This window comes from Bacillus sp. N1(2025) (assembly GCF_053470005.1).
This window is the reverse complement of record NZ_JBLTJB010000002.1, coordinates 225,645-242,339: the sequence shown is the minus strand read 5'-3', so window position 1 is coordinate 242,339 and position 16,695 is coordinate 225,645. Positions and strand designations below refer to the sequence as shown.

General features: G+C 49.9%; 18 protein-coding genes. 11 read left to right on the top strand and 7 right to left on the bottom strand.

Features of this window, described 5'->3' with window-relative positions; translation table 11 throughout:
* Nucleotides 1-2 precede the first annotated feature (2 nt).
* The 7 genes from licH to ACNFN4_RS06015 all read right to left on the bottom strand — a co-directional run bounded on the left by licH (nt 3) and on the right by ACNFN4_RS06015 (nt 6,338).
* Nucleotides 3-1,331 (bottom strand): 6-phospho-beta-glucosidase LicH, encoded by a 1,329-nt coding sequence (gene licH / locus ACNFN4_RS06045; protein WP_014419213.1) that lies wholly within the window; start codon nt 1,329-1,331, stop codon nt 3-5.
* Nucleotides 1,328-1,660, bottom strand: coding sequence for a PTS lichenan transporter subunit IIA (gene licA, locus ACNFN4_RS06040; protein WP_003150867.1), 333 nt, complete (start codon nt 1,658-1,660; stop codon nt 1,328-1,330). The genes licH and licA overlap by 4 nt, the downstream gene beginning before the upstream one ends.
* Before the next feature lie 18 nt (nt 1,661-1,678).
* Nucleotides 1,679-3,037: a PTS cellobiose transporter subunit IIC gene (gene celB / locus ACNFN4_RS06035; protein WP_129091616.1), complete on the bottom strand. Its 1,359-nt coding sequence runs from the start codon at nt 3,035-3,037 to the stop codon at nt 1,679-1,681.
* A gap of 15 nt (nt 3,038-3,052) precedes the next feature.
* Nucleotides 3,053-3,361 carry a PTS lichenan transporter subunit IIB gene (licB, locus tag ACNFN4_RS06030; RefSeq protein ID WP_003150863.1) on the bottom strand — a complete coding sequence of 103 codons (309 nt, stop codon included), beginning with the start codon at nt 3,359-3,361 and terminating at the stop codon, nt 3,053-3,055.
* Nucleotides 3,362-3,459: 98 nt separating this feature from the next.
* Nucleotides 3,460-5,415 carry a transcriptional regulator LicR gene (licR, locus tag ACNFN4_RS06025; RefSeq protein WP_038461685.1) on the bottom strand — a complete coding sequence of 652 codons (1,956 nt, stop codon included), beginning with the start codon at nt 5,413-5,415 and terminating at the stop codon, nt 3,460-3,462.
* 146 nt (nt 5,416-5,561) lie between these two features.
* Nucleotides 5,562-5,696 (bottom strand): hypothetical protein, encoded by a 135-nt coding sequence (locus tag ACNFN4_RS06020; RefSeq protein WP_369719122.1) that lies wholly within the window; start codon nt 5,694-5,696, stop codon nt 5,562-5,564.
* Nucleotides 5,697-5,747: 51 nt separating this feature from the next.
* The gene (locus tag ACNFN4_RS06015) at nt 5,748-6,338 is read right to left on the bottom strand and encodes a DNA-3-methyladenine glycosylase (RefSeq protein ID WP_017418624.1); all 591 of its coding nucleotides are present in this window, start codon (nt 6,336-6,338) and stop codon (nt 5,748-5,750) included.
* A 241-nt stretch (nt 6,339-6,579) separates the two neighbouring features.
* Between ACNFN4_RS06015 and ACNFN4_RS06010 the strand changes: the two genes are divergently transcribed.
* The 11 genes from ACNFN4_RS06010 to manA all read left to right on the top strand — a co-directional run bounded on the left by ACNFN4_RS06010 (nt 6,580) and on the right by manA (nt 16,676).
* A complete protein-coding gene (locus tag ACNFN4_RS06010; protein WP_042635747.1) occupies nt 6,580-7,578 on the top strand; it encodes a FecCD family ABC transporter permease in 999 nt (332 codons plus the stop codon).
* Nucleotides 7,579-8,592, top strand: a complete 1,014-nt coding sequence (locus ACNFN4_RS06005) for a FecCD family ABC transporter permease (protein ID WP_021494727.1) — start codon at nt 7,579-7,581, stop codon at nt 8,590-8,592.
* A 16-nt stretch (nt 8,593-8,608) separates the two neighbouring features.
* Nucleotides 8,609-9,505 (top strand): ABC transporter substrate-binding protein, encoded by an 897-nt coding sequence (locus ACNFN4_RS06000; protein WP_007407746.1) that lies wholly within the window; start codon nt 8,609-8,611, stop codon nt 9,503-9,505.
* 102 nt (nt 9,506-9,607) lie between these two features.
* On the top strand, nt 9,608-9,958 hold the full coding sequence (locus ACNFN4_RS05995) for an ArsR/SmtB family transcription factor (protein WP_014419219.1): 351 nt from the start codon (nt 9,608-9,610) through the stop codon (nt 9,956-9,958).
* 13 nt (nt 9,959-9,971) lie between these two features.
* A complete protein-coding gene (locus ACNFN4_RS05990) occupies nt 9,972-11,270 on the top strand; it encodes an arsenical efflux pump membrane protein ArsB (protein ID WP_053285318.1) in 1,299 nt (432 codons plus the stop codon).
* A gap of 152 nt (nt 11,271-11,422) precedes the next feature.
* Nucleotides 11,423-11,734, top strand: a complete 312-nt coding sequence (locus ACNFN4_RS05985; RefSeq protein ID WP_007614670.1) for a PTS sugar transporter subunit IIB — start codon at nt 11,423-11,425, stop codon at nt 11,732-11,734.
* A gap of 14 nt (nt 11,735-11,748) precedes the next feature.
* The gene (locus tag ACNFN4_RS05980; protein WP_003150849.1) at nt 11,749-12,066 is read left to right on the top strand and encodes a PTS lactose/cellobiose transporter subunit IIA; all 318 of its coding nucleotides are present in this window, start codon (nt 11,749-11,751) and stop codon (nt 12,064-12,066) included.
* A gap of 18 nt (nt 12,067-12,084) precedes the next feature.
* Nucleotides 12,085-13,404 carry a PTS cellobiose transporter subunit IIC gene (celB, locus tag ACNFN4_RS05975; protein ID WP_280144730.1) on the top strand — a complete coding sequence of 440 codons (1,320 nt, stop codon included), beginning with the start codon at nt 12,085-12,087 and terminating at the stop codon, nt 13,402-13,404.
* Between the two features lie 29 nt (nt 13,405-13,433).
* On the top strand, nt 13,434-14,834 hold the full coding sequence (locus ACNFN4_RS05970; protein ID WP_014419223.1) for a glycoside hydrolase family 1 protein: 1,401 nt from the start codon (nt 13,434-13,436) through the stop codon (nt 14,832-14,834).
* Nucleotides 14,835-14,853: 19 nt separating this feature from the next.
* Nucleotides 14,854-15,735, top strand: a complete 882-nt coding sequence (locus ACNFN4_RS05965; protein WP_215797215.1) for an ROK family protein — start codon at nt 14,854-14,856, stop codon at nt 15,733-15,735.
* Nucleotides 15,732-16,676 carry a mannose-6-phosphate isomerase, class I gene (gene manA / locus ACNFN4_RS05960; RefSeq protein WP_021494721.1) on the top strand — a complete coding sequence of 315 codons (945 nt, stop codon included), beginning with the start codon at nt 15,732-15,734 and terminating at the stop codon, nt 16,674-16,676. Before ACNFN4_RS05965 ends, manA begins: the two co-directional genes overlap by 4 nt.
* Nucleotides 16,677-16,695: the final 19 nt, after the last annotated feature.

The window sequence follows — 16,695 nt, the reverse complement described above, 5'->3', positions numbered from 1 at the left end:
TCTTATGCTTCAATCGACTTAAAGAAATGAGGCAGATGTTCTTTGTGGGCCTCAAGCATTTCATCCAGAATGGCCTTTGCCACGGAGTCTGACGGGACGAGAGGGTTGATCGTCATCGCAAGTAGCGCCGTTTGATAATCTCCCGTGACGGCTGCTTCAGCGGCGACACGCTCAAATGATTTGATTTGCTGGACGAGTCCGCGGACAGACACCGGCAGATCACCGACGGCGATCGGTTTCGGACCGTCTTTCGTCATGACACAGTTCACTTCGACCGCTGAGTCATTCGGAATGCTGGCGATCGCGCCGTTGTTTATCGTATTGACGGGCTGGATATCATGTTTGTCGTTATAAATGGAGCTGATCAGGTTGCAGGCCGCGTCACTGTAGTACGCTCCGCCCCGTTTTTCAAGCTGCGGCGGTTTGATGGCGAGATTCGGATCTTTGTACAGTTCGAACAGTTCTTTCTCAACCTTCTGCACGACCTCGGCGCGTGTGCCCTCCGTCTGTGACGCTTCTATTTCATGCTCGAGCATTTCTTTCGTTTTGAAATAATAGCGGTGGTAGCCGCAAGGAATCAGATCGAGCGCCTTCAGGAATTCAGGCTCCCATTCCGCTCCTGAAATATTTTTCATCGTCATGGCGTTTTTCGGGTCTCCCATGGCTTCAATGACTTGATCTTTCACGCTGACGCCGTCTAAGAAAACATCTAATCCGAAGACCATGTGATTCAGCCCGGCAAATTGCACTTCGATCCGGCTGACATCCACATCCAATGCTTTTGCGACGCCCATTTTAATGCCGATCGGCACATTGCAGAGGCCGACGACTTTTGTGAGATTCGAGTAGCGGAGCAAGGCCTCGGTAACCATGCCGGCAGGGTTTGTGAAATTCACGAGCCATGCATTCGGACAAAGCTCTTCGATGTCTTTCGCGATTTCCAGAATAACCGGGATGGTGCGCAGCCCTTTGAATAAACCGCCCGGACCGTTTGTCTCCTGGCCGATTACGCCGTATTTTAACGGAATCCGTTCATCTTTGGCGCGGGCCTCAAGAAGGCCGACGCGGAATTGAGTCGTTACGAAATCCGCATCCTTCAAGGCTTCTCTCCGGTCAAGCGTCAGGTGAATCTCTATCGGAACACCCGCTTTTTCGACCATGCGTTTTGCAAGCGTGCCGACGATATTGAGTTTTTTCTCGCCTTCAGGAATGTCGACGAGCCATAATTCTCTGACAGGCAGTTCCTCATAGCGCTTAATGATGCCTTCCACAAGCTCCGGTGTATAGCTTGAACCTCCGCCGATCGTTACAATTTTAATTCCTTTTGTCATATTTTTGCTCCCCCTTGCAGACTCACTTTTTCATAAATCTCGACTAACTCTGCGGCCAAGTCTTTCACGGTCATGGCATTCATTAAATGATCTTGCGCATGCACCATCAAAAGCGTCATGTCTGTTTTTTCTCCGCCGGCTTCATTTTGGATCAGTTCTGTCTGATAATGATGAGCTTCGGTCAGTTCCCTTGCGGCTTCCTGAAGCTTTTCCTCCGCCATGGCTCTGTCCCCCCGCTTTGCGGCGGCAATGGCTTCCATTGATGCGCTTCTGCCGTTGCCGCCATGCAGGATGATCTGAAAAATGGTCTGTTCCATTTTTTCATTCATGTGTTTCACTCCCTTTCTCTACAGCACGGCTTTTTCGTCTCCCTGTACGGCTGGCGCCTGCGATTGTTCAAGTTCGTTTTCTTCTTTCAGCTTTTGCGAATCCCACATTCTGAAGAACGGATAGTACACGATAAAGGCTGTGATGATATTAATCGCCTGCATGACAGCCCCTGATATTTTTCCGCCCGTGGCAAGATAGCCGGAGAAAATCGGCGGCATCGTCCATGGGACGGCAATGCCGGCAGGTTTGGCGACGAGGCCGGTGCTCATACCGATATAGGTAAGGACCAGTGTGACAAGCGGTGTGATAATGAACGGAATGAGAAGCATCGGGTTCATGACGATCGGCATTCCGAAAATAATCGGCTCATTAATATTAAAGACGGCCGGCCCGATGGCGAGTTTCCCAAGCTGCTTCATCTGCTTGCTTCGCGAACGGAGAAACATGGTGACCACGAGCGCCAGTGTCGCGCCGCTTCCGCCGATGTTGATCCAGATTTCAAAGAACTGCTGGGTGAAAATATTCGGAAGCGCATCGCCCGCCTGAAACGCAATCCGGTTGGCATCCATCGCTCCGAACCAGATCGGCGCCATGACGCCGCCGACTATGTTCGCCCCGTGTAATCCGCACGCCCACAAGAGCATTTGAACCGCTTCGGCTATCAGGCTTCCGCCGAGACTTCCCCCAAGAATCGAGAGCGGCGTCCCCAGTACAACGCTTACAATGTTATGAAGGCTTTCAAACGGCGTCGCTTCGACAAGTAAACGCGCGCCCCAGATCAGAAAGATGACGGCAAAGCCGGGAATTAAGGCGACAAACGATTTGCTGACCGCCGGAGGCACGCCGTCCGGCATTTTGAAGACGAAATTCCGCTGGATGATCAAGCGGTAAATTTCCGTCGACAGCATGGCGATGATCATCGCGACAAACAGCCCTTTGCTTCCCATGAGAGACAGCGGGATGCCGCCGCCCACCATGATTTCCTCTTTGGCGCCGGAAGGCAGAAACGGAACTTTGTACGGCGTTGCCAAGAGAAACGCCGCCAAAGATATCGCACCGGCCGATAATGCGTCCACCCCGTATTTTTCGGCCAGGCGGTAGGCGATTCCGAAAGCGGCGACAAGACCCATGATTTCAAAGGTCGCATCAACCGGATATTGCAGTTTTTGAGACCAAGCGCTTCCGAACGTCTTTGCCATGAAATCCGCATATCCCGGAATCGGCAGGTTGCCGATGATCAGAAAAAACGAACCGATGATGATAAGCGGCATGGTGAGGATGATCCCGTCACGCAATGCTTGCAGATGCCGCTGGGAGGCAATTTTTCCGGCAATGGGCATGACTTTCTCTTCTAAAAACTGGTTCACCTTATTCACACGGCCCGCCCCTTTCTACGATGCGTTTCCGAGCTGTTCTGCTGATTTCAGAACCTCCGCTCCGTTGCAAGTGCCGTAATGGACGGTATTGATGACTTCAACCGGCACTCCTTTTGATTCACCCAATTTTTTCAGCTGCGGAAGCAAATAACGGACTTGAGGCCCAAGCAGCAATACGTCCGCTTTATCAATATGCTGGTTGACTGAATCGCCTGACACCGCCCAGATTTTATATTCTTTTCCTTGTTCCTGCGCGCTTTTTTCCATCTTGGTGACGAGTAAGCTTGTAGACATCCCTGCTGCACAAACGAGTAATATATTCATGTAAAAGACCTCCTGAAAGTTTGATATTTTGTATGTCTCGATGTTAGTACCATCATATTATGAAATCGCTTTCATAACTACTCAGGCTTTTTCCGCTGCTAACGGAAAAAAGGTGTATCCCGGTCTTTCTCTGATCGTTTGTCTCTGAATACTCGTAAAACCTCCTGATAGGTTGTGCATTTTAAGAGACGGCTTACCGCGGCCGGATCATCTAACATGCCGCCGAGCCATTTGTACATATGCTGGAGGTCGGCTTTGCTTTCTTTCTCGACGCAGAGCAGGCAGACAAATTGGACACGCTTATCCGCCCAGTCAATCGGTTTCTTCAGCGTGCATACCGCCCAAAACGTCGTGTCTGTCTGCGGAACGAGCGGGTGCGGAATCGCCGTAAGATTGCCGAAACTCGTAGGAGAAATCGCTTCCCTTTCAAAAATAGAATCGGTCAGAGAATCAGAAGCAAGGCCGGCTTCTGCAACCTGCTGTCCGAGAAAACGGATGACGTCCTCCTTCGTCTCCAGATCCTGCTGCAAAAATACCAGCTCCGGTTTCAGAAAGTTCAATTGTTCCCGCTTTTCTTCCAGCATGGCGTCGATTTTTGTAAAATCCCCGCCGCCCAACAGCGTATGAACCTTCAATACGGGAACGGGCAGGTCTTTTTTGATCGGCACTGTGCTGACCACAAAATCAATCGACTCAAAGGAAAGCTGGTCAAGGCTGCAGTAATCAGCCGTTCCGACGATTTCAAGACGCTTTGCGAACCGGGAACGGAGCTTTTCTCTTAAAAGCTGCGCGCTGCCGGCGCCGGACGCACAAACAATCAAGCAGCGTTTAGGCGGCCGTTCCGTCTTTCTCCTTTCAATGGCGGCTCCGAAATGAAGCGCCAAATATCCGATCTCATTTTCATGAATATCAATGCCGGTTTGCTCCTTGATCACGATTCCCGCAATCACTCCCGCTTCAAATGCGAGCGGATAATTTTCCTTTATGGCGGAGAGCATCGGGTTTCTCAGGTTCATTCCGTACCGGTTTCGGTTAATCGCCGGCTTGATGTGGAGCGCAAGACCCGCTTTCAGCTCATTGTCGTCCGTGATTCCGAGCTTCAGCTCCCGCTCAATGGCTTCAATCATGGCCTCCGTCAAACGGCTGGTTTCCCCGTCTATCAGCCTTGTAAGCTCTTTTCCTTCCAGTTGTGACTGGGTCATGCGCTTTGTCCCGAGCAGGTGAATGGCAATATAGGCGGTTTCCTGTTCGGGAAAGGTGACCGAAAGCGCAGATTCAAGCTCTTTTACGATGGCTTCCGCTGACTGATATTCTGTTTCAAGCTTAATATCATGAAGATCTTCCGGGATGAGAGATACATAGTTTTCTGTCCGGATTCGTTTGCAGGCAATGGCGATATGGATGATGAGATTGTTCAGGCCGAAGAAAGAAAGCGGGATCTTATGGTTTCGAACCTGCTTCATAATGGCTGTGCGGATCACGTGAATGTCGTCTTTCGGCAGAATACCGGCCTTTTCACTCAGGAGATCAGGCTCAGGCTCGCGGTCGTCCACTAAGTATTCCGCCATACAATAACGGAGGCGGAGCTCTTCGCCGCGCAGCTTAAAGCCGTAGTTCGGCCTTGTTTCCAAAATGATGTCATAGGGGCGGAGCCGTTTTTTGACTTCTTTTAAATCAGATTGAAGTGTGGATTTACTGATGAACAGTTCTTCCGCCAAGTCATCCAGCTTGAGGTAGCCGTCGGCCAGAAGCATTCTTTTCATAAGGTAATCTAACCGTTCACCGGGAAAAATCGGCACGGTGCTGTTCTGCTGGAAATTGTCCTGAAGCCAGTTTTTAAACGGCTGCTCATTCCGGATCAGCAGCTTATAGCCGCTCCCTCTGACAGATTGAATGGATGCGCCGTGTTTTTCTACAATGGTTTGCAGTTCCTTTATGTCATTGCGGACCGTCCGCGTCGTTACCTTTACATTTGCAGCGATGACTGAGCTTGTAACCGGTGTTTCAGCAGCTAAAAGCAAGCGCAGAAGTTCACGAAGCCGCCCATGAAGCATGAGAAAAACCTCCTATCAGATCAGATGCAGACGTGAAAAATGGGCAAATAGAATGAGGAAGGGGTAAATGTATGTAAATTCTATAATGGGGAGGATTTCAAGTCAATGCGGCAATCCGATGCCAGGCCCGTAAAAAAACAGCCGGATCAGCCGGCTGTTCGGGATGCGGACATGCGGTTCCGCTTAGATGCCTTCCGTTCTTTTATGATTTTTCTGATGATCGGATAGATGACGGGCGCCCATTTGATAATCGTTTTGAAAAATTTTTTCAATGTCTGAATCCCCTTTCTTTTACCTTGTCTTTCCCCTCTTATCAGCGTTTATAAACATGGTCAGCGTGAGACATACCGGTTCCCCGTCACCCAATAGCGCCACGGATAATCCCGGGCTTCTCCGCTGTTGTCAATCCCGATTCTCGGGCCTGTTGATATATGCTCGGGCGCAAAGCCCTCCGTAATATACAGCGGCGGTTCCGTGATCATGCCGCCGTAGTCGTTCATTGAAATGCCCATCGCCTTCGTCAGTTTTCCCGGGCCGTTTGTCCGCTCTCTCGGGGGTCTGCCCGGTCTCCTGCTCTCCATCAGGAACTGTCCTTCATGAGGCTCCGCCGCCCTGATTAACACGGCCTGCGGAATGCCGATGTCCGCGGCGACGACGTTCATTAATGTATGAGTGTGCATGACGTATGTATAAATGCGGCCCGCCTCATGGAACATAATTTCCGTCCGTTTCGTGCGCCGGTTGCCGAAGCTGTGCGCCGCCCGGTCATCCGCTCCCATATAAGCTTCCGTTTCCACGATAAAACCTGAAGCCGTTCCCTCGTCCGTCTCCTTCACCAAGAGACAGCCGAGCAATAAAGGGGCAAGCTCCACTGACGGTCTCTGGTAAAATTCAATCGGCAAAGGTTTTCGTTCTCCCGCCATTTGCCTCCCTCCTTTCTGAATATAGCGATTTCCTCTTTCACGTTTTTCACTTCTTTTTTACAATATAAACATGAGAGAAAAAAAGACATCATTGTTGAACGCTCTATTGCGTTTTGAAAATCAGCTCGGTATAATATGATGGTTCAAATGAAAATGATTCTCATATTCAATAAATACCGGACAATGATCATAAAAGTAGGTGAATTGATTTTTGAGCGATTCTGTCACGTCCGCAAACCGTCTGATCAGCATCTTAAAAAACGGGGTTTTCTTCCTGATCGCGGTGATCGGGCTGCTTGTATCTATTTTTTTCGCTGTCTCATTCGGCGCGAAAGACATTACTTTACATACGGTTTGGTCGGCTGTTGCTGATTATAATCCGAACATAACGGGCCAGCAGATCATTCATGAATTGCGTCTTCCGAGGGTGCTCGGGGCGGCCGTTACAGGAGCCGCTTTTGCCGCAGCCGGCGCCCTCATGCAGGGTGTCACGAGAAACCCGCTTGCCGATTCGGGTGTCTTAGGCGTAAACGCGGGCGCCATGTTTGTTGTTGCGCTCAGCTTTGCTTTTTTCCCTCATTTGTCATACGCCCTGCTGATGGTGATGTCATTTTTGGGAGCACTGGCAAGCACCGGCTTGATTTTCTTTATCAGTGCGGCGGGAAAAGGCAGCATGACGCCTTTAAAGGTGACGCTTGCCGGGGCGGTCGTGGCCGCTCTTTTACATTCACTCAGTACCGGTGTGGCGATTTATTACGATTTAAGCCAGGATTTGGCCTTCTGGTACGCCGGCGGGGTGTCAGGGATCAAGTGGGCTCATTTACAAGTCCTTGTTCCCGTGATTGCGGTCTTCATCATTCTCGCGACATTCATGGGCCGGTCCGTCACCCTTCTCTCAATGGGAAATGACGTGGCGGCGAATTTAGGGGTGAACACGGCTCTGACGCGTGCCGCCGGATTAATGATCGCCGTCGTTCTTGCCGGTGTGTCTGTTTCCGCTGCCGGCGCGATCGGCTTTGTCGGGCTGGTTATTCCCCATATCGCGCGAAAGATCGTCGGCGTTACGTACAGGCTGATTATTCCGATGTCCGCGTTACTCGGCGCGATTCTATTGATTTTGGCTGACCTGGCCTCACGCACGGTCAGTCCCCCGAGGGAATTGGCGATAGGCATTATGGTCGCACTTGTCGGTGTCCCTTTCTTTCTTTATATTGCCCGCAAGGAAGGGAGAGACTTATAAATGAAAGTACAGAAAGAAACAAAAAAAGCGGCGGCGGCAGGACTCATTCTGCTGGTCATCGCCGTTTGCATGATTCTGATCGGGCTGCATACGGGCTCATTCCGGCTTTCACCTCTCACCGTGGGAAAAACGCTGTTCGGATACGGCACGTTTCAAAGCACAACCGTTTTATTCGATTACCGGCTTCCCCGGATTCTGGTGACGATGCTGGCCGGCATCGGTTTAGGAGTGTCGGGCGCTATTTTGCAGGGTGTATCCCGAAATCCGCTTGCCGATCCGGGCATTCTCGGACTGCATGCCGGCGCTTCCTTCGGTTTGATGATGTATATCACATTCTTTCATTCCTTGGAGGCGCAAGCGTCGATGTTCATCCCGCTGTTTACGTTTGCGGGCGGAACACTCGCCGCCCTGCTGATCGTAGTGCTTACGTACGACAGGCTGAACGGTTTTTTAACGATCCGCATGCTGTTAGTCGGGATCGCCGTTTCCGCGGGCTTCAGCGCCGTTACATTGTTTATGTCGCTGCGCCTGAATGAAGAAACTTATACATTCGCTTCCCGCTGGCTGGTGGGAAACGTCTGGGGCAGGGATTGGATTCACGTGTGGTCGCTATTGCCCTGGATCGGCATTCTCGCACCGCTTGCATGGCTGAACGCCCGCTCTTTGAATATTTTAATGCTCGGTGACCAGGCAGCCGCGGGGCTTGGCGCACACGTGCAGAGAAAAAGGATCATGCTGATCGCCATAGCGGTCGGCTTGTCCTGCGCGAGTGTGGCGATGGCCGGCGGAATCGGCTTTATCGGCTTTGCCGCCCCTCACTTGGCAAGACGGCTCGTCGGCACCATGCATCAGCATATTATTCCGATTGCAGGATTAATCGGACTTGTCATTCTTGTCGCGGCAGACACCATCGGCCGGTCTTTGTTTCAGCCGAACGCCATTCCGGCCGGCGTGGTTGCGGCAGCCATCGGCGCGCCGTATTTTCTCTATCTCGTCATGAAAATCAAATCATAAAACAAGGAGTATTCCCATGAAAAAAATAATTGCGCTCGTCAGTTTCATGTGTATTTTCTTACTGGCTGCCTGCCAATCCGATTCAACACAGCCGGAGTCAAAAAAGAAATCCGGCGATCATAAAATCGCTTCGATGTCCATTCACCTGACAAATGATCTGCTGGCTCTCGGCGTTACACCTGCCGGTTCCGTCGTGGGCGGAGAATTAAAAGATTTTCTCCCTCATGTGAAAAATCAGCTGAAAGACACGAAAAAACTCGGCCCTGCCTCAGATCCGGATATGGAAGCTTTACTTGAGCTGAACCCTGACAACATTTATCTTGATAAAGAATTTGCGGGAAAAGATGTGTCAAAATACAAGAAAATCGGAAACACACACGTTTTCGACCTTGATAAAGGCACTTGGCGCGATCATTTAAAAGACATCGGAAAAATCGTCAACCGTGAAAAAGAAGCGAAAACATTTATTCAGGATTACGAAGATGAAACAAAACAAGTCAGATCCATGATGAATAAGGAATTAGGGAAAAACGCCAAAGTCATGGCGATCCGCGTGAACGCAAAAGAGCTTCGCGTCTTCAGCACACGCCGCCCGATGGGACCGATTCTGTTTGACGATCTGAAGCTAAAACCGGCTGACGGCATTAAAGAAATGAACACCTCCCGCCCTTATGAAGTCATTTCTCAAGAAGTGCTGCCTGATTACAACGCAGATGCGATTTTCGTCGTCGTTAACAGAGACGACAAGTCACAGCAAGCCTATAAAGAATTGCAAAAAAGCGCTGTATGGAAAGGGCTGAAGGCCGTGAAAGCAAACCACGTCTATAAAATTGCCGATCAGCCTTGGCTTGATTATTCAGCACTGGGAAATAAATTAGCAATGGATGAAGCGAAAAAACTGTTCCAAAAATAAACATGAGCCGGTTTTGCAAAAATTGCAAGGCCGGCTTTTTTATATTGTCGTTTACTTATATAAACAACCGCTTATATAATAGTGTGAAAAAGGAGTGAGCGCATGGAACGGCGGCATCATGCTTTAAGTTCCGGAGGGATCAGCCAGTGCCTCAAGCTTCTAAGCGACCCGACGAGGCTTTTGATGCTGAAGCTTCTGGAGGATAAGGAATATTGTGTCTGCGAGCTGACGGCTATTTTTGATATAAGTCAGCCCGGCATCAGCCAGCACTTGCGGAAATTAAAGAACGCCGGCCTTGTGCGGGAAAGACGCGAGGGCCAGTGGCGGTACTATGCCATTCATCCGTCCGGTCCGGAATACGCGCTGGTTTGCTCGATTCTGCAGCAGATAGATGAAAAGGACGAAGTTTTACAGACATTGCGGCAAAAAGAAGTCACTGTTACATGCCGGTAAGGGGGATATATTCTTGGGAGTTGCGGTTTTATCAGCGCTGATTTTTGTGCTGACACTTGTGTTTGTCATATGGCAGCCGAAACATGTATCAATCGGCTGGTCTGCCTGCGGCGGAGCGGTCCTCGCTTTGATCGCCGGAGCAGTCAGCCTGCACGATATCGCGGAAGTGACGGGAATCGTCTGGAATGCGACGCTTGCCTTTATCGCCATTATTATCATTTCATTGATTCTTGACAGCATCGGTTTTTTTGAATGGGCCGCGCTGCATATGGCCATGGCGGCCAAAGGCAGCGGGCTGCGGATGTTTCTCTATGTGTCGGTCTTAGGAGCTGTTGTCTCCGCCCTGTTTGCCAATGACGGAGCGGCGCTCATTTTGACGCCGATCGTACTGGCGATGGTGCGGGCTTTGAATTTACCTGAAAAGCTGGTTTTTCCGTTTATTATCGCCGGAGGATTCATCGCCGACACCACCTCGCTTCCGCTCGTTGTAAGCAATTTGGTCAATATTGTATCCGCGGATTACTTTCATATCGGGTACATTGAATATGCATCACGCATGCTGGTGCCCAACCTTTTTTCTCTGGCAGCAAGCATTTTGGTGCTGTATCTCTATTTCAGAAAAAACATTCCGAAACGGTATGACACCGGTCTTGTGAAACATCCGGCATCCGCGATTAAGGATGAACGCCTTTTCCGGTTATCGTGGGCTGTGCTGGCCGTTTTATTGATCGGATATTTCGTCAGCGAACTGCTGTCGATACCCGTTTCCTTCGTTGCCGGCTCCATCGCGGTCATTTTTCTCATTCTGGCGCAGCGAAGCCCCGCCGTCCCTGCGAAACAAGTCATCAAGGACGCCCCGTGGGCCATCGTGTTTTTTTCTGTCGGCATGTATGTTGTCGTGTACGGCTTGCGGAATGCCGGACTGACGGATCTTCTTTCTCAGCTTATTCAGAGAGCGGCGGATCACGGATTGTTTGCGGGCACACTCGGGATGGGGTTTATCGCTGCGATCCTGTCCTCCGTTATGAATAACCTGCCGACGGTGATGATTGACGCCATAGCCATCAGCGGAACGGACACTCACGGGCTGATGAGAGAAGCATTGATTTACGCGAATGTTATCGGTTCGGACCTTGGGCCGAAAATCACGCCGATCGGATCGCTGGCGACATTGTTATGGCTCCACGTGCTGAGCCGGAAAAACGTGAAAATTTCCTGGGGAATGTATTTCAAGACAGGTCTGATATTAACCATTCCGACGTTATTCATCACCCTGATCGGACTTTATTTATGGCTGTTATGGCTCGCTTGAGATGAAAAACCTTTTAAGTTGAATCTTAAAAGGTTTTTTTGTGTCAAAAATCCGAAAAGTAAAACTTTTATATTTTAAAAGTATAGACATTTAAATTCAAAAGATTATAATATTCATGAAAACGTTTTAACTTTATGAAAGAAGGGATTCTCATGAAAAGAATTTTATTAGCCTGCAGCTCAGGCATGTCCACCAGCCTTCTTGTTACGAAAATGCAGAATTACGCCCGCTCCATCGGTGAGGAAGCCGAGATTTGGGCAGTCGGACAGGATAAAGCAAAAGAAGCGATGAAAGATGCAGACGTCGTACTGATCGGCCCGCAGATGAGTTTTTTAAAAGGTGAGCTTCAGAAAGAGGCGGACCCGCTTCACATCACCGTTGATGTGATTGACATGATGGCTTACGGCATGGGAGACGGCAAAAAAGCATACGAACAGGCCGTTGCCTTGATTGAGAACAAATAAAGGAGGCGATAAGCATGGAAACGTACACGGATGAACAGATCAGTTTTCAGCTGATTCTTCACAGCGGTAATGCCCGCAGCTGTATTATTCAATCGATACGCGCTTATAAAGACGGCCGGCCAGATGAGTCAGACACCTTTCTGACAAAGGCTGAAGAAGAACTGGGGAAAGCGCACGACATCCATTTTCAGATGATTCAAAAAGAAGCCGGCGGCGCCAAGACGGATGTCTCCCTGCTTTTTATGCATGCTGAAGACCACTTAATGTCAGCGCTCTCAATGAAAGAGCTGGTTAAAGAAATGCTCGACTTATTTCAATCAAAGAATTTATAAAAAGCCGGGGGTGAAGACGTGTTTGAGAAAATCAGCCAATTCCTTGTTCCGATCGCGGGCAAATTAAACAATAACCGCTACTTGCAAGTCTTACGGGATGCTTTTATGCTGGCGTTTCCGCTGACCATTTTCGGTTCGGTGTTCGTCGTGCTGACGAACCTGCCGTTTTTAAACAAAATCATGAGCAGCTCCGCACTGTCTGTCTTTCAATCCGGATTTGGCGGCGCTTCGACGGCGACGATGGGGATTATGTCCATTTTTGTCGTCTTCGGGATCGGCTATTACCTTTCCAAAAGCTACGAAGTGGAGGCCGTATTCGGCGGAGCGATCGCATTGGTTTCTTTTCTGCTGCTCACCCCGTTCGTCTTAGAGCCGGAAACGGGCAAAGCGGTCGCAGGCGTCATTCCGGTTGACCGGCTTGGAGCAAAAGGAATGTTTCTCGGCATGATAACCGCGTTTTTGTCAGGTGAAATCTACAGAAGAATCGTCCAGAGAAACTTAACGATTAAGATGCCTGCCGGTGTTCCTCCGGCTGTTGCTAAATCGTTCGCCGCATTGATTCCGGCTTTTATCACGCTTACCGTCTTCCTCTTGATCAATGCGGCTGTCACCCAGATCTTTCACACCAATCTGCATGATGTCATTTATCATACGGTTCAAGCCCCGCTTGTCGGACTTGGAAGCGGCATCATTCCTACATTAATCGCTGTTTTCTTTATTCAGATTTTATGGTTTTTCGGACTTCACGGACAAATCATTATCAATTCCGTGATGGACCCGATTTGGAATACATTACAGGTCGAAAATTTGGCTGCGTATACAGCGGGAAAAGAGATTCCCCATATTATTTCTAAGCCGTTTATGGAGATTTACACCGTCGGAATGGGCGGAACCGGAATGACATTGGCCATAGTGATCGCCATCTTGCTTTTTATGAAAAGCAAACAGATGAAACAGATATCCAAACTCGGTCTCGCGCCGGGCATTTTCAACGTCAATGAGCCGGTTATTTTCGGTTTGCCGATTGTGATGAACCCGATCATTATCATTCCGTGGGTCATCGCACCGATGGTTGTCACACTTGTCACCTACCTGGCCATGTCGGCGGGGATCGTGCCCCCTCCTACCGGCGTGACCGTGCCTTGGACCGTCCCCCTATTCATTAACGGGATTATGGCGACCAATTCCGTCATGGGCGGCATTATGCAGCTGGTCAACCTCTGTATTGTGTTTGTCATCTGGTTCCCGTTTCTTAAAGCGCTGGACAAATTAAACATGGCAAAGGAAAAAGAAGCTGAGACCGAGAAGCATGCCCGGGATGACAGCATGAGTATGTAATCAAAATCGCAGTAAGGGAGAGAAATCAATTGACTGAATCAAATATTCAATATCGTTTTCCGGAAGGATTCTGGTGGGGGTCTTCCGCCTCCGCCACCCAAACAGAAGGCGCCGCTGACAGAGACGGAAAAAGCCAAAACATATGGGATTACTGGTATGAAAAAGAGCCGAGCCGTTTTTTTAACGGCGTCGGCCCCGGCGACACGTCACGTTTTTACGATCAATATAAGGAGGATATCCGGCTGATGAAAGAAATCGGCCACAACTCCTTCCGGCTGTCTATTTCCTGGTCAAGATTGATTCCGGACGGAACTGGCGAGGTCAATCAGAAAGCGGTCGCGTTTTATCAGGACGTCATCGATGAAATGCTTGCCCATCACATTGAGCCGTTTGTCAATTTGTTTCACTTTGACATGCCGCTCGCCCTTCAGCGTAAGGGGGGATGGGTCAGCCGGAACACCGTTGACGCGTTTGAACATTACGCCAAAACATGCTTTTCGCTATTCGGTGACAAGGTGAAAAAATGGTTCACTCACAACGAGCCGATTGTGCCGATTGAAGGCGGCTACTTATACGACTTTCACTACCCGAATCACGTTAATTTTCAAGAAGCAGTGCAGGCCGGCTTCCATACCCTGCTGTCGAATGCAAGGGCTGTCAAAGCCTACAGAGAATTGAAACAGGACGGACAAATCGGAATCATTCTGAATCTGACGCCTTCTTATCCGAGAAGCTCACATCCTGAAGATCTGAAAGCGTCCCGGATTGCCGACGCCTTTTTCAACCGCTCATTTTTAGATCCCGCCGTAAAGGGCGAATTTCCTGAGGAGCTTGTCGAGATTCTCAAGGCGGAAGGCTTTCTGCCGCATTATGAGAAAGAAGATCTCCGCCTCATTCAGGAGCATACGGTTGACCTCTTAGGCGTGAACTACTACCAGCCGAGGCGCGTCAAGGCAAAAGAACATGTTCCGAATCCGCATGCCCCTTTCCTGCCTGAGCGTTTCTTCGATCCGTATGTCATGCCCGGCCGTAAAATGAACCCTCATCGCGGGTGGGAAATTTACGAAAAAGGAATCTACGACATTCTCACAAATCTCAGAGAACATTACGGAAATATCGAGTGTTTTATTTCTGAGAACGGCATGGGAGTAGAAGGCGAGGAACGCTTCCGCGATGAAAACGGCATCATTCAGGATGATTACAGGATTGAATTTATCCAGGAACATCTGAAATGGGTGCATCGGGCCATCGGAGAAGGTTCAAATGTAAAAGGCTATCACCTGTGGACTTTCATGGACAACTGGTCTTGGACAAACGCTTATAAAAACCGCTACGGCTTTGTATCTGTCAATCTGGAAAACGGGGGCGAACGGACCGTCAAAAAAAGCGGCCGCTGGTTCAAAGCCGTTTCCGATCAAAACGGATTTTAACAGATGAGGAGGGACGGCCATGCTTGGAGGTATTGAAGCCGGCGGCACGAAATTTGTCTGTGCCGCCGGACAAAGAGACGGCACCATTCTGGACAGAGTAGAGTTTCCGACGGGAGAACCGGATGACACACTCAGACAGGTCATCCGTTACTTTAAAGATTTCCCGATAGAAGCCATCGGCATCGGGTCGTTCGGGCCGATTGATATCCGTCCCGACAGTCAAACATACGGGTGCATCACCGCGACGCCGAAGACAGCCTGGCGGAACTGCCCTATTCTTCAAACGATCAAAAGCGCTCTTGATATTCCCGCAGGCTTCACCACCGACGTTAATGCGGCGGCGCTTGGAGAAGCTTCTTTCGGCGCGGCCAAAAACGCGGACAGCTGCCTCTATTTGACGGTCGGCACAGGCATCGGCGCGGGCGCCATTATGAACGGCAGATTTGTTCAAGGGCTGTCTCATCCTGAAATGGGCCACATTTATGTCAGAAGACATCCGGACGACGGCTACAAAGGCAATTGCCCGTACCATACAGATTGTCTGGAAGGCCTCGCGGCAGGCCCCGCCATTGAGAAACGCTGGGGGAAAAAAGCAGTTCTGCTCACGGATCAGCAGGAAGTGTGGGAGCTTGAGGGCTATTATATTGCCGAAGCGCTTGTGCAGTATATTCTCATTCTTTCGCCGGAAAAGATCATCCTCGGCGGGGGCGTCATGAAGCAGCGGCAGCTGTTCTCTTCTATCCGTCAGCACGTGAAAAAGCGGCTGAATCAATATATTGATCTGCCCGACATTGAAAACCGCATCGTTCCCCCTCAATTAGGCATTCACTCCGGAGCGGCCGGTTCGCTCGTATTGGCGGAGCAGGCCTTAGAAGCGGCAAACCGGGAGGCGGGAAAATGACGAAACTCTTATTTTTGGAACCGGTTTTTAAAGAAAGATTATGGGGCGGGACGAAGCTGCGCGATACATTCGGGTATGAGATTCCTTCTGAGCGGACGGGAGAGTGCTGGGCGATTTCAGCTCATCCGCACGGCACATCCATCGTGCGGAACGGGCCTTTTTCCGGAACATCATTACATCGTCTCTGGAATGAACACCCTGACCTGTTCGGACATCCGAAAGGAGACGCCTTTCCCCTGCTCACAAAAATTCTCGACGCAAATATGGACTTATCCGTACAGGTTCATCCCGATGACGCATATGCACATCGGCATGAAAACGGAGAACTCGGAAAAACGGAATGCTGGTACATATTGGACTGCAAAAAAGACGCGGAGCTCATTTTAGGGCACCGCGCCCAAACGAGAGAAGACTTCGTTCGGCACATTGAACGAAACGAGTGGGAACACCTGCTCCGCCGCATCCCCATTAAACCCGGCGACTTTTTCTATGTCCCGAGCGGCACACTGCACGCTTTATGTGAAGGTACGCTCGTTCTTGAAATCCAGCAAAGCTCTGATGCCACCTACCGGCTTTACGACTATGACCGGACGGATGGGAACGGGAATAAACGCGAGCTTCATCTTCAGAAAGCAATTGACGTAACAGACATTCCGCATACCGTTGAAAATGTAAAAAGCACAAAGCATCGGATCGGAAATGCTCTTATTACAACACTTGCCGAAACACCTTTCTTTTCAGTTTATCAATGGGATGTGAGCGGGAAAGCATCATTCCCCGCACCCGGCCGGTATTTACTCGCAAGCGTCATTAAAGGACGCGGAGAACTGGATGGATGCCCCATTCACAAAGGCGATCACTTTATCGTGCCGGCGGATTCCGGAGATTTTGTTATAGAAGGAGATTGTGAGGTTATCGTTTCACATCCTTCATCATCTTAAAAATCAGGAGGTCTTTTTT

Excerpts from the sequence above, each read along its gene's own strand:
- manA (WP_021494721.1), top strand. The coding sequence starts at position 15,732 with ATGACGAAACTCTTATTTTTGGAACCGGTTTTTAAAGAAAGATTATGG.
- ACNFN4_RS06005 (WP_021494727.1), top strand. The coding sequence starts at position 7,579 with ATGAAAGTACAGAAAGAAACAAAAAAAGCGGCGGCGGCAGGACTCATT.
- ACNFN4_RS05965 (WP_215797215.1), top strand. The coding sequence starts at position 14,854 with ATGCTTGGAGGTATTGAAGCCGGCGGCACGAAATTTGTCTGTGCCGCC.
- licB (WP_003150863.1), bottom strand. The coding sequence starts at position 3,361 with ATGAATATATTACTCGTTTGTGCAGCAGGGATGTCTACAAGCTTACTC.
- ACNFN4_RS05985 (WP_007614670.1), top strand. The coding sequence starts at position 11,423 with ATGAAAAGAATTTTATTAGCCTGCAGCTCAGGCATGTCCACCAGCCTT.
- ACNFN4_RS05995 (WP_014419219.1), top strand. The coding sequence starts at position 9,608 with ATGGAACGGCGGCATCATGCTTTAAGTTCCGGAGGGATCAGCCAGTGC.
- ACNFN4_RS06015 (WP_017418624.1), bottom strand. The coding sequence starts at position 6,338 with ATGGCGGGAGAACGAAAACCTTTGCCGATTGAATTTTACCAGAGACCG.
- licR (WP_038461685.1), bottom strand. The coding sequence starts at position 5,415 with ATGCTTCATGGGCGGCTTCGTGAACTTCTGCGCTTGCTTTTAGCTGCT.
- licH (WP_014419213.1), bottom strand. The coding sequence starts at position 1,331 with ATGACAAAAGGAATTAAAATTGTAACGATCGGCGGAGGTTCAAGCTAT.
- licA (WP_003150867.1), bottom strand. The coding sequence starts at position 1,660 with ATGAATGAAAAAATGGAACAGACCATTTTTCAGATCATCCTGCATGGC.
- ACNFN4_RS05980 (WP_003150849.1), top strand. The coding sequence starts at position 11,749 with ATGGAAACGTACACGGATGAACAGATCAGTTTTCAGCTGATTCTTCAC.
- ACNFN4_RS06000 (WP_007407746.1), top strand. The coding sequence starts at position 8,609 with ATGAAAAAAATAATTGCGCTCGTCAGTTTCATGTGTATTTTCTTACTG.